The sequence below is a fragment of the Streptomyces sp. NPDC018019 genome (assembly GCF_044327805.1).
In the GTDB taxonomy this organism is placed as follows: Bacteria; Actinomycetota; Actinomycetes; order Streptomycetales; family Streptomycetaceae; genus Streptomyces.
Window position 1 is genome coordinate 1 of sequence record NZ_JBIRGD010000037.1, and the last position, 11,930, is coordinate 11,930.

At 69.8% G+C, this 11,930-nt stretch carries 11 protein-coding genes and 1 pseudogene; 4 read left to right on the forward strand and 8 right to left on the reverse strand.

The window, feature by feature from the left end; all coding sequences use genetic code 11:
• Positions 1 to 449: 449 nt before the first annotated feature.
• A pseudogene (locus tag ACH4FX_RS37900) lies at positions 450 to 918 on the forward strand (leucine zipper domain-containing protein); the annotation flags it as partial.
• A 258-nt stretch (positions 919 to 1,176) separates the two neighbouring features.
• Here ACH4FX_RS37900 and ACH4FX_RS37905 read toward each other — a convergent pair.
• The 6 genes from ACH4FX_RS37905 to ACH4FX_RS37930 form a co-directional block, all read right to left on the reverse strand.
• Entirely contained in the window at positions 1,177 to 1,449 is a 273-nt protein-coding gene (locus tag ACH4FX_RS37905; RefSeq protein ID WP_398486044.1) for a hypothetical protein, read from the reverse strand.
• Positions 1,446 to 2,888 carry a PP2C family protein-serine/threonine phosphatase gene (locus ACH4FX_RS37910; protein WP_398486045.1) on the reverse strand — a complete coding sequence of 481 codons (1,443 nt, stop codon included), beginning with the start codon at positions 2,886 to 2,888 and terminating at the stop codon, positions 1,446 to 1,448. Before ACH4FX_RS37910 ends, ACH4FX_RS37905 begins: the two co-directional genes overlap by 4 nt.
• A gap of 19 nt (positions 2,889 to 2,907) precedes the next feature.
• The gene (locus tag ACH4FX_RS37915) at positions 2,908 to 3,534 is read right to left on the reverse strand and encodes a hypothetical protein (RefSeq protein WP_398486046.1); all 627 of its coding nucleotides are present in this window, start codon (positions 3,532 to 3,534) and stop codon (positions 2,908 to 2,910) included.
• Positions 3,531 to 3,911, reverse strand: a complete 381-nt coding sequence (locus ACH4FX_RS37920; RefSeq protein WP_398486047.1) for an STAS domain-containing protein — start codon at positions 3,909 to 3,911, stop codon at positions 3,531 to 3,533. The genes ACH4FX_RS37915 and ACH4FX_RS37920 overlap by 4 nt, the downstream gene beginning before the upstream one ends.
• A 297-nt stretch (positions 3,912 to 4,208) precedes the next feature.
• A complete protein-coding gene (locus ACH4FX_RS37925) occupies positions 4,209 to 4,487 on the reverse strand; it encodes a hypothetical protein (protein ID WP_398486048.1) in 279 nt (92 codons plus the stop codon).
• A 7-nt stretch (positions 4,488 to 4,494) separates the two neighbouring features.
• Positions 4,495 to 5,061 carry a DUF5994 family protein gene (locus tag ACH4FX_RS37930; protein ID WP_398486049.1) on the reverse strand — a complete coding sequence of 189 codons (567 nt, stop codon included), beginning with the start codon at positions 5,059 to 5,061 and terminating at the stop codon, positions 4,495 to 4,497.
• A 472-nt stretch (positions 5,062 to 5,533) separates the two neighbouring features.
• On the opposite strand from ACH4FX_RS37930, the gene ACH4FX_RS37935 reads away from it, so the two are divergent.
• On the forward strand, positions 5,534 to 5,920 hold the full coding sequence (locus tag ACH4FX_RS37935) for a DUF5994 family protein (RefSeq protein ID WP_398486050.1): 387 nt from the start codon (positions 5,534 to 5,536) through the stop codon (positions 5,918 to 5,920).
• Positions 5,921 to 6,649: 729 nt separating this feature from the next.
• Here ACH4FX_RS37935 and ACH4FX_RS37940 read toward each other — a convergent pair.
• On the reverse strand, positions 6,650 to 7,138 hold the full coding sequence (locus tag ACH4FX_RS37940; RefSeq protein ID WP_398486051.1) for an Asp23/Gls24 family envelope stress response protein: 489 nt from the start codon (positions 7,136 to 7,138) through the stop codon (positions 6,650 to 6,652).
• Positions 7,139 to 7,336: 198 nt separating this feature from the next.
• A complete protein-coding gene (locus tag ACH4FX_RS37945) occupies positions 7,337 to 8,410 on the reverse strand; it encodes a fatty acid desaturase family protein (RefSeq protein WP_398486052.1) in 1,074 nt (357 codons plus the stop codon).
• A gap of 1,568 nt (positions 8,411 to 9,978) precedes the next feature.
• Between ACH4FX_RS37945 and ACH4FX_RS37950 the strand changes: the two genes are divergently transcribed.
• Together ACH4FX_RS37950 and ACH4FX_RS37955 are read left to right on the forward strand one after the other, a co-directional pair.
• Complete coding sequence (locus ACH4FX_RS37950) at positions 9,979 to 10,131, forward strand: hypothetical protein (RefSeq protein ID WP_398486053.1); 153 nt, start codon at positions 9,979 to 9,981, stop codon at positions 10,129 to 10,131.
• 238 nt (positions 10,132 to 10,369) lie between these two features.
• Complete coding sequence (locus ACH4FX_RS37955) at positions 10,370 to 11,857, forward strand: UDP-N-acetylmuramoyl-L-alanyl-D-glutamate--2,6-diaminopimelate ligase (protein ID WP_398486054.1); 1,488 nt, start codon at positions 10,370 to 10,372, stop codon at positions 11,855 to 11,857.
• Positions 11,858 to 11,930: the final 73 nt, after the last annotated feature.

The following is an 11,930-nucleotide window of genomic DNA, read 5'->3' on the forward strand; positions in this document are numbered from 1 at the left end:
CGTCTTCGATGCGGGCCACGACCTCGCGGAGGAAGTACCTGACGAGATGGCCGCCGTCATCCTGCCGTTCCTGGCCGCGCACCGGTAACCGCCGCTCCTCCCGGCCGCCGGGGCAAAGACCCCGGCAGCCGCAACGGCGACCGCAAACAGCCTCCTCGCCCCGGGAACACCACCAAGACACACCGTCCGATCCTGACCACCCATGAAACACGCCGGAGGCGAAACCGACCGGGGCACTATTGCCGCCGACCTCCGTGTTCCGTCGGCTGATCAGCGGTGGGGCCAGGAATCGGGCTGGCTCCGGGCGGTGTGGAGGGAACCGAGCAGATCGAGGGACTGGGCACCAGGTGTATTGATCACGAGCGTTGTTGACACTGACGGGGCTTGATCATGGCGAAGACCCCGGTGTGGTGGAGGTGTCTAGGCTGCACCGCACAACGGAGGTTTTCGTGTCCCACCGTAATGTCCGGCTGACGGTTTTCGGCAGGCGGCTGCTGGTCGAGCGGGTCCGCTCCGGTCGGCCCGTGGCTCATGTCGCCGCGGAGATGGGCGTCTCGCGGCCGACGGCTCATAAGTGGGTCCGCCGCTGGCGGTTGGAGGGCGAGGCCGGTCTTCAGGGCCGCTCCAGCCGTCCGCACACGACACCGCACCGTACCCCGGCCCGGACAGAGGACCAGGTCTGCCGGCTGCGGACCGAGCGCAAGCTGGGGCCCGCCCGCATCGGCCCGAACCTTAAGCCTGCCCGTCTCGACCGTGCACCGGATTCTGGCCCGTCACCGGCTGAACCGCCTCGCCTGCATCGACCGGCCCACCGGCCAGGTCATCCGCCGCTGTGAACGGGCACAGCCCGGCGAGCTGGTCCATGTCGATGTGAAAAAGCTCGGCCGGATCCCCGACGGCGGCGGACACCGCACCCTGTACTACCTCCCCGCCGGGCCCCAGCGAACATTCTCAGCGACCCGGTTGAACGCCTTCTCGTTCTCGATGGTCTTGAGCAGGTCATCGCGGACGGGGGCGCGGAGGAGGGCCCGCCTCGGCACCGTCGTCGGCCACCCGCATCAGGCCGGGCTTTAACTCTGCCTGTAGTGCGTGGGGTGGCGGCGACTACCCTGTCTTCCAGCAGGCGGGAACATTCCCGGGGCAAGCGGCCGACTCCTCCTGGGCCCCGCGTACTCGTCAGCGTTTGAATGCCTTCCTGGCCTTGGCGGCGGCTTGCTTGAGGTTCCCCATCGAGCGGTCCGACCGGCCTTCGCGCTGCGTCTGCCTGTTGCGGGCGGTCCGGCCGAGGGTCTCCTTGATCCTGCCTTTGGCTGTCTGGGCTTTGTTCCTGATGGCTCGTCCCATGTCCATGGTGGTCCTCGTCTGTGGTGTGGTGACTGTCGCTTCGGGGATCGTGGATGTGCGCGTTGCGGAGAAGCGGTCCGTGGCCTCGTCCGGTGGCGAGTTCATGTGTGCTGTTGTGGGCGGGGGCCGCTGGTGTGGGTGGTGCCCGACGCGCCGACGGGTGCACCGTCGGCTTCCAAGAGGGTGGCGCTGAGAGCGAGGAGGGCCACGTCGTCCGCCGGGCCGACGGGGAAGGTCGCCACCAGGGCGGCGAGGTCGTCGATGACGGCGGCTGCGCGGGGTGCCGTACTGGTGGCTGCGTGGTGGGCGAGGTGCGCGGCCAGGCTTTCCTCGTCGAAACGGGCGCCGTGGGAGGTGCGCGAGGCGGTCAGGCCGTCGCTGTGCAGCAGGAGTGCCTCGCCCGGTGCCAGGCGCAACGTCCGGGAGACGATCGGGGCGCCGTCGAGTGCACCGAGAAGCATGCCGCCGGACAGCTGTATCGGTTCGGCACGGGGGCGCAGTCCCTGGCGGGCCGGACGCAGGTGGTACGCGGGAGGGTGGCCGCCTCCGGACAGGGTGATGGTGAACCCGCCTGCGGGGTCGGGATCCAAGGTGCCGAAGATCAGGGTGCACAGGCGGACACCGGCGGTCGGGTCCGCCAGCAGAGCCGTGTTCAGCGTCTCCAGCACGGTGCGCGGGTCGGGCTCCAGCAGCGCCGTGGAGCGAAGAGTGTGGCGGATCATCGAGGTGAGCGCGGCCGCCGTCGTACCTCTGCCGCTCACGTCACCGAGGCAGAACGCCCACCGGCCGGCGCCCAGGGGGAAGATGTCGTAGAAGTCGCCGCCGATGTCGTGGACGGAGGCAGTCGTGTAGTGGCAGGCGGCCTGGAGGCCCGGTACGTGGGGCAGGGCCGGGGGCAGCAGGGAACTCTGCAGAGCCGTGGCGAATGCGGCGGTCCGGGCCCGGTCCTGCTCGGCCCGGTCGCGTACCGCGCGTGCGACCTCCAGTACTTCGCGTTCCCTGCGCAACATGCGCAACGCTGACAGTCGCAGCTCCAGTTGGTCCATGACCAGCGTGGCCAGGTCGGTCAGCGCGGCGGCCTGCTCGGGGGTGATCCGGCGGGGCCGGGTGTCCAGGATCTCGACGGCGCCGAGCCGGTGGCCGTCGGCAGTGGTGATCGGTGCCGCGGCGTAGAAGCGGGTGCCGGCGGGGCCGGCCACCATCGGGTGCCCCCGGGTCAGGGCATCGTGATGGGTGTCGGGGATGACCAGGGGAGCGTCGGAGAGGATCGCCGAGCTGCTCAAACTCGCGTCCCGGCCGGCCTGGGTGGCGCCTTTGAGCCCGTAGGCGGCCTTGAACCAGACCCGGTCGGTGTCCACGATCGTCACTGTCGCCATCGGCACGTCGAAGAGGCGTCCGGCCAGCGCGGCGATCCGGTCGAACGCCCCGTCCGGTGGGATGCCCAGGATGTCGTAACGGCGTGCCGCCGCGATACGTCGCGCTTCCCGTTTCCGGCTGCCCTCGGAGGCGGCTTCGGGCTTCCCAGCCTGTTCGTCGTCCGGCATGCGCCCACCTCGCTTCGGGTCACTCGGGGCGCTGCGTACGGGCGTCGTGCGCGAGTCCGTGGCGCTCCCCCAGGGGCAGCACCAGTGCCCGCAGCGCCGCGGGGCCGGACGGCCTTCGGACCTGTCCGATGTCCTGCCACCCCCATGCCCGGAAGGCACTGTGGGTGGCGTGGTCGGCCTGATCCACCAACGTCGCGCCGAGCGAGGCGTGGTTGTCCGCGAGCAACCGTGCCTGCAGCCGCCGGGCGAGGCCGGAGGCGTGTCCGTGCGGGTGGACCACGATCTCCGTAACGGCGAAGGTGTGCCCGGAGGAGGTCAGCTGCTCGACGGACCGGGGAAGGCCGCCCTCGAAGCCGATCCACCAAGCCCCGTCGCGTGCGACGGGGAAGCCGAAGGCGCAGCCTGCCAGGGTGGGTGTCTCGGCGACCAGGAGGGAAAAGCCCGGGCGTCGCCCGGAGTCCGCGAGGCGGCGAAGGAAATCCTCCCTACGGCGGTACGTCTCGCCGGACGCGGCCTCCGCAGACTCCACGTACAGGTCCGCCAGGTCCTCCCGGAGTGCCTCGGCCTGCCAGCGGCTCAGGTGGCGCAGGCGCACCGCCTCCGGGGCGGACCGCTCCTGGCCCGGCCCGGGGCCGGAGGCCGTCACGGTGCACCTGCCGGAAGGGGAGCGGGCCAAGGCGCCGACGTGTTCTCGTGGTGACTCGCGGGAACACCGCTCAGCAACAGGCCGGAGTCACTGTGCGAGAGGATGCGTCGCAGAGCGAGCGGCGGATGATGCAGTCGCAGGGTTCCGCCTCTCCGCTTGGCCTGCGCGGCAGCGTGCAGGAAGGCGTTGAGGCCGCTCACATCACAGAAGGTGACGGCAGTCAGGTCGACATCGATGGTGCGCATACCGCCGTACAGGCATTCCCGCAGGGACGCGCTGACCAGAGGCGCCGTCGCCAGGTCGATCTCACCGGCCAGCGTGAGCAGCGCACGGCTTTGCTTGTCGTGCCGGTAAACGTTCAGAGCGGGCAGGGACATGGCGCCTCCGGTTCCGGGCGTCCTGGCCGGGACGGGTGGCGGCGGTGCGGGCCGTGGTCCCGGCAGGTGTGTGCGCTCAGCAGCAACGCGCCGTCGGGGTCTGGAACGTCGACGTCCTGATGTGAGGGTAGCCCCGGGCCCAGCGGCCCGGGAGCGGGGAGGGGCATCAAAACCCGTACGCCGAGAGGAGGTGAGGCATGACGGTGACGGGGCGGTCAAGGCCGGGCAAGCGGTCGCTGCCGCGAGAACGGCACGGCAGGCCCGGTCACGGCCCGCCGCGTTGCGCTGTTCTTCCTGTCAGGGCCTCCGGCCCTTGAAGGATCCGGTGGTCCTGCGCCGCGGGCGCAGGCGTCCGCGGCCTCCGTCCCTGTGGTCCCGGCGGGCGTGAACGGGGGGAGGGACGGTGGTGACCTGCTGCCGCCGGGCCGGGTTGCGGGAGCCGCGGCGGTCCGGAAGGCGGCGGCTGTATCGGTGCAGCGCGATCCGGTCGTCGTGCTGGGCGTTCAGAAGATGGATCACGAATGCTCCCAGAGCGGTCATCGCGAGTATGACGGTGACGGTGAGGCCGGTGCCCATGGCCGCGTCACCTCCCGTCGGTCGTGGAAACGGGTGCGGCCATGGCGCCGCCTTCCGCTTCCCATGTCTCGGTGGGGCCCGGCGGGGCCGCAACGGCAGAGGCCGCGGGGTGACGGGCCGGCGCGGCCGCCATGAGTTCGCTGCCCGTTCGGGCGGTGTGCGGATCCGAAGCGGCGTCCATGAGCCGTGCGGCGGCGGCCGCGCCGGTCTCCGGAGGGACGATCAGCAGGTCCCAGCGCCCGACGCGGTAGGAGAGCAACAGGAGTTGATGGGGGTCCTGCTCGTCGGTGAACCAGCCCACCTTGATCACACGGTCGTTGGCAGGGATCTTGCGTGGCACGACCGGCCAGTGCGTCGGATTGACCGTGATGCGCGTGATGCGGCCCCACAGCGGTTCCAGCTGTTCGGCCAGGGCGGGAAGCTCACGTGCGAGGTCACGTGAGCGTGGCCACCAGGCACCGTCGAGCAGCCTGGTCTGCGAGCCCGAGGGCTTGAGGGAGAGCCGGACCGGCGGATGGACGGAGGGGCCGGCGGTCGGCGCCGCCGGCGAGGGGCGTTCGGTGATCACCGTCATGGTGTCGACCCGTCCCCGGGCCTGGCGTGCCCGGCCCGGTGCTTGGAACCGAGAGAGATACCGGCAAGGAAGCCGGTCAGAAAATGCTCTCGATGCTCCCAGCGTACTCCGCCGGCAGTGCCGACCACGACTGCCGGCCGCTGGAGCCCTGGGCAGAGAGCCTGACCAGGGAAGTGGTGGTTCAAGAGTAGGCTGGTTACACCGAGGGCTCCTCGTACGCGGGCTCCGTTTCCCGTGTCGTTCTCGGCGAAGCACCACACCGGGGCTGCCCCGGGCGAGGTCGCGTGATGACCGCTAACACACTCGGTCCACCGGTGATCGGCAAACGGGCCTTCCGGCCATGGGCGCCTCGGCAACTGCTGCCGCATTCGGGTGTGGACGGTGCGCCATGACCGCTGACCCTCTGCTACCCGTGATGCTGCCGGACGGCGCCCGAGCCCATCAGGCGGGCTCAGGGGTAGCCGTACTGAGGATGGAGACGACTCCTCGCCGCGACGGGACCTTCGACGGCACGTGGTGGCCGAGATCCCGGGATCTCGAAACCGAGCTGCCCGGCTTGGTGCGCGTGTTGACCGAGCGGTTGGGCCCCCTCGCACGTCTCGGAATGGATGCGAGCGCCTGGGACGCGCACCCGCACCACTTGGTCGTCGACGGTCACCTGATCCGCATCGACTGGTCCGAGGTCGGCGACGGCACGATGCTCGTCACCCGCGGGCGGCAGGACATCTTCTCCTTCCTGATGCTCCCGCCACAGGCCGACGCGTCCGCGGCGCGCGCAGCCATGGCCATGGCTGTCCAGGACGGCAACAGCACATCGGCCGCGGAGATCTTTGCCGCCACTGGACTCATTCCCGCTTGAGAAGCGGAGCCTTGGTCTGCCAACGGCCCGCTCCACCACCGGAGATGAGCGGGCCGACGACAAGGCGGGCAGTTCCCGGAACCGACCTGGGCGTGAGCGTGCCCGGTCCCCTCCTGCGGGACCGGGCACGTGTTCGTCGGGGCACCCGCAGTGTCTCCGGTTCGTCACGGCGGCGGGGCCGGATCAGATGCTCGGTGGCAAGGGTCTCCTTGGCGGCACGGATGGTGTCGAGCAGGTTGGTCTTGCGGCCCCGCGGTCGGCCGCTCATTTCGGGCGGCAGACCTCGACGACCTGAGGAGGCCGGGTATGTTCGTGCCAGCTTCCAAGGGCACAGCGGAATGTACCGCGCGTAGAGTCTCGGGGGCGTCAACGGCCAGGGCCGGAACCGCCTGTCGGCGAGAGCCCGGGCCAGCCGGGAGTCTCGGCGTCGGTCACGAGCGGCACGGTGTTGTGCCGGACGACGTGAACGCGGTCCAACTGCACGGAGCGACGCTGGATGGGGTCGGCCGTCGGGGTGGGGAACCGCCACGTGCCGGCCGGGACGCGCGCCCGGGTGGTGGTGGGGGCTCGTGTGTGTCGGGCCCGAGCGCGCTGGGCCGCCCGTCGAACAGGACGTGGTGTGGGACTGGCGTCCCGCGTACCGGACGTCCTGGAGTGCGGCGACGGACGGGACGTCTTCGGTTCTGCCTTCTGACAGCACGTTTTCCCGCAGCGGGGCTACGCCGGTTGTCAGTGGACTCGGTCTTCGGTGTTTTCCGCGGTGTCGTCGTCGGGCAGGTGAACGTCGTTGACGGAGATGTTGATCTCGACGACTTCCAGGCCGGTCATCTGTTCCAGGGCTGAGGACACGTTGTCGCGGACGTCGGCGGCGATGGTGGGGATGCTGCCCCCGTACTCGACGACCACGTCCAGGTCGATGGCTGTCTGCCGTTCACCGACTTCGACCTTGACCCCGCGGCTGAAGTTCGAGCCGCCTCCGGGGACTTTGTCGCGCATCGCACCGAAGGTACGGGCGAGGCCGCCGCCCAGTGCGTGGATGCCGGGCACTTCGCGGGCCGCCATTCCGGCGATCTTCTCCACCACTCCGTCCGCGATGGTGGTCTTTCCCCGGGGTGAGGACAACTGGGCGGGGCCGGTCCGCCCGGATGGTGTCATCGCGTTGTCCGGGCGGCGGGGCTCAGCGGGTTTGTGCGTGCTCGGGCTGATCGGCTCCGTCATGCGAAGCCACCTCCTTGGGTGGTCCCCCGGCTCTCATGCTCCAACGGTCGGGTACGCCGTACACCCCGAGTACCGGCCAACGCAGCATCTATGCAAGCTGTTGACGATGCCCCCGGGGCGTCGCGCCCCCGTCCGGTGCACCTGCGGCTTTGAGGTCCGGCGCGCTGTTCATGACGGCGCCGGACGACAGAGTCGCCACTACCCGGTGGGCGTGTCAGGGGCGGTCCGGGTCCCCTGACGGATCGGGGTGCCGGCGTGATGCAGGCTTTTGAGGACCTGCCGGTAGGAGGCGAACAGACCGGCCTCCAGGTAGTCGATGCCCGCCTCCTGGCAGTACCGGCGGACGATGGGCTGCGCCTTGCGCAGGTGCGGGCTGGGCATGTTCGGAAACAGATGGTGTTCGATCTGGTAGTTCAGGCCGCCCAGTGCGATGTCGGTGAACCAGCCGCCGCGTACGTTGCGGGAGGTGAGGACCTGGCGGCGCAGGAAATCGAGGCGTTCGGGGCCGGTCAGGGTGGGCATGCCCTTGTGGTTGGGAGCGAAGATGGAGCCCAGGTAGGCGCCGAACAGACACTGGTGGACCGCCAGGAAGGCCACCGCCATGCCGGGCGGGAGCACCACGAACAGCGCCGTCAGGTAGAGCGCGAAGTGCGCGAACAGCAGGGTTCCTTCCAGGCCCCGGCACTTGAGCGAGCGGTTGGTCAGTGCCCTGACGCCGGCCACGTGCAGGTTGAAGGCTTCCAGAAGGATCAGCGGGAAGAACAGGAACGCCTGGGCGCGGCCGAGCAGCCGGGGAAGTCCGGTGGCGGCGCGTGCCTGGGTCTGGGACCAGACCAGCAGGTCCGGTACGACGTCCGGGTCCAGTTCTTCATGGTTGGGATGGGCGTGGTGGCGGGTGTGCTTGTCCTGCCACCATCCGTAGCCCATGCCGATGCCCAGATTCGCAGCCCCCCGGCCGGAGCGTTCACTGGCCCGGCGCAGGCGGAACACCTGCCGGTGGGCCACATCGTGGGTGACGAGGGCCACCTGGCCGAAGACCAGGGCCAGGAACGCGGCCACGGCCAGGCTCCACCAGCTGTCGCCGACCAGGGCGAAAGCGACCCAACCGGCGGTGTAGAGCGCGGCCACCGAGGCGACCCGCACTGCGTAGTAGGCAGGCCGCCGTTCCAGCAGGCCGGCCGCCGCGATCTTCTTGGAGAGCCGGGCGAAGTCGCTGCCTTCCTTACGCGGGGGCGGCGGCAGAACCTGGTTCAGCGGGATGTCAGAACTCATACAGCCAATCTCGCCGGCCCGACGGGCCGGCTGTGCTCACGGAAAACGACGGGGCCGGACGCTGCTCGCGGAGCGACGCCACGGAGCACCGGCGGCGGGCCGCATGGACGTGCCGCAGGCGCACCGGAAGACGGGTCACCACGCTGAGCGAGGTCCGTGAACTCGTGGAAAGAGTGTCGGGATTGGGGCACTTGGCCTACCGGGCGGATCCTCACGCTGCCGGGGGTTGGTGCCTCTGCGTCCACCGTACCCCTCCCCGCCCTCCTTGAACAGACGCGACTCCGGCCATGTACTCACACATAGCAAGGGGCAGGAACGGGCGTGCGGTCACCTCCCCGAAGGGGAGGAAGACCGAAGGCCGCGCGGTCAACCACTGGCCCGCCGCACGCGCAGGCCGCCTTCGCGTAGGCCGTGGTGGAAGATTCCGTAGAGCAGCACGGCCGCGGCCACCACCAGAGAGGCTGGAGGAAGCCGAAGCCGGCCAGGGCGATGAAGACGAGACGGAGCAGAACGGGCATGCTGTCCTCCGCAGCGGCACGCGCGCTCTTGAGCGTTTGAGGCCGCGGCACGCACGGTAGTCGTTCGCGTGGTCGCGAACGGTATCGCAGCCGAACGTACCGGCAGCCGGCCGGCTCGCCCACGCCGAAGAAACACCTGCGGCGCCAGAGCGGACACGAAGTGCGGAACAGATCTCGCGCACTGTCCACCCAACCGGGCACCGGCCAGCGATACCACCGCCGAAGACCGCCCCGCGACAAAACCATCCCACTGTGCTGGCAGCGACGACTCAACGCCCGCCCTCCAGCCGGTTCGTGGCGGTCGCTGACGCTCGGTACGGGAAATGCGCAGCTCCAGGGCGTTGATGAGTATTTTCATACGGGGCTCCTCGGCTGCTCGAAGAAGTCGGCGGTGACTTGCACGTTGCAGGTCGGGGGCGGCGGGAGGGCTTGTTGGCTCCGGCGGCCTCTGGCGATTGGCGGCGGTCTCCGTCGGTACTGATGCTGACTTTCCTGATGGTGCGTGAGCTACTAGACTGGTTACTCAGCGTGACGAACTCAGGATGTGCTGAGGCGCTGCGGGTGGCGCAAGGGGCGGCGGACGCGGGGCGCGATCCTTGTACGCGGCGGCGTCTCGGACGGTGCGTGGTCAAGGTGAGGCGACTCGACGGGGCGGGAGCCGGCGGTTGGCCGACGCTTGGGTGAAGTGTCGTGTTCGGCGAAGCCGTTCTCCGTGCTTGAAGTTGCGGAGGAAGGCCTCGTACCGGTCGCGGAGTGAGGTGACCGCGCAGGCCGGGCAGGGTGCTGGTGTGTCCGGCGGAGTCGGCCCGGCCCGGCTGCCCGAGGGCCATCTGGGCGACATTCACGGCGGCGCCCACGTCACCGAGCATGAGCTGGGCCTCGCCCTGACGAGCGAGATGGATGCCCGCGCTGCGGGCCTCGGCGCTCGTGCCGTACGGGGTCCTTGTGTCGTAGGTCAACCAGCCTCGGCCAGCCCGTCGTCGGGCTGCTCGGCCTCCGGATGCAGCGGAGGCGGGCTTCGAGCCGCTCGGCGGGACGTACACTCGGCTCATGGGACGCATCAATGACATGAGGGATGGCCTGCCGCAGGCCACCTCCGTGGTGCGCCCGAACGCTGGGGGCGCGGAGGGCGCCGGGCCGTTGACGGCGGCTGACGCCGGGGTGCCGAAAACCGGCCGCCTTGCGTTGCACGGCCACGGCTAGCGACGCTTAACGCGCCCCTGCCCCGGCATATTCCTCCAGGAACGCCGCGAGGCTGTCAGGCCAGCCCGCCGCTTGCGTCCGGCTCGTCTCGGACTTGCCTCAGCCGCATGTTCCACCATCACCTGTTTCATGTCACCACCACCCGTTCCACGTCATCACCGCAGTCTCGGCGCTCCGCCGGCTCTGTTGCCTGGCTTTGGCCGCACGATGGGGCCTGGCCGCCTTCGAAGGGTTCATTGTGAAGCTGAGCGAGTTGCTGGCCGGGCAGGAGTACCAGGTCCTCCGGGGTGATCCGGAGAGGGCCCGGATCACCGGGGGAGTGGTCTTCGACGCTGACCGGGTCACACCGGGTTCGCTGTTCATCGCGGTCCCCGGCCACCGTGAGGGTGGCCCCTGTGCCGTAGCCCCGGCCCTTGCCCGTGGCGCCGCGGCAGTGCTCGTGGACGGCGGCGTTCCGGCTGTACCGGAGTCGGTGTGGGCCGGGGCGGCGGATGTGTGTGCCGTTCGGGTTGCCAACAGCCGTGTGGTGGCGGCGATCGTCGCCTCCCGGTACTTCGGGGAGCCGGGGCGGCGGATGGACATGGTGGCGATCACCGGCACCAACGGGAAGACCTCGGTGTCGTACATGGTCGAGTCGGTGCTGCGGATTTCCGAGGGTGCCAAGGTGGGGGTCATCGGGACAGCCGGAAGCCGGGTCGGCGACGAGCCGATCCCGATGCCGCGGTCGGTGCTGACCACGCCCGAATCACCGGATCTGCAGTACCTGCTGGGGTACATGCGTGACGCCGGGGCCGGCAGTGTGGTGTTGGAGGCCACGTCCATGGGTCTGCTCACACACCGGGTGGACCGTACGTTCATCGATGTCGGGGTGTTCACCAACCTGACGCGAGACCACCTGGACGACCACGGAACGATGGAGAACTACCGGGACGCCAAGCTCCGCTTGTTCCAGGGCCTGTGCCGGCGTGCGGTGGTCAACGCCGACGACGCTGTGGGCGCGGGGATCCAGACGCTGATGCCCGGCGCGGTGACCACGTACGCCCTTGACGCGCAGGCGGACTATCACGCGACCGACCTGGCCGCGGACGCCTCCGGAACACGGTTCATCCTGCACCACAACGGCCGCAAGTACCCGGCTGCAATCCCTGTCCCGGGCCGGTTCTCGGTGGCCAACGCGCTCGCCACCGTGGCGGCCTGCCACATCCTGGGGCACGACCTGGACGCACTGGTGGCCGCGCTCGAACAGACGCCAGCGGTCCCCGGACGCTTCGAACGCTTCCAGACCCCGCGCGGCACCCTGGTGATCGTGGACTACGCCCACTCACCGGACTCTCTGAACAAGGTCTTGACCACCATCCGCGGCTTCGCCCCCGGCCGGGTCGTCACCGTCTTCGGCTGCGGCGGGGACCGGGACACCACCAAGCGGGCCGAGATGGGAAAGATCGCCGGAACCCTCTCCGACCTGTGCGTCCTCACCTCGGACAACCCACGCAACGAGGACCCCCAGGCCATACTGGACCAGATCACCCCCGGCCTCACGGTGACCGGCGCGCCCTTCGAACGATTCACCGACCGCCGCCAGGCGATCTCCTTCGCCCTCTCCGCGGCGGCCCCGGACGACATCGTCCTGATCGCCGGAAAGGGCAGCGAGCCGTACCAGATCGTCGGTGAAGAACTGCTTCCCTTCAGCGATATGGCAACCGTGCACGAGCTCACGGGGGCGTGACGTCCGGTTCCGCCCTGGCGCGGCCAGACGCCGGCCTGCGCGATGCTCTTCTGCGTTGCCCGCGCCGCGCAGG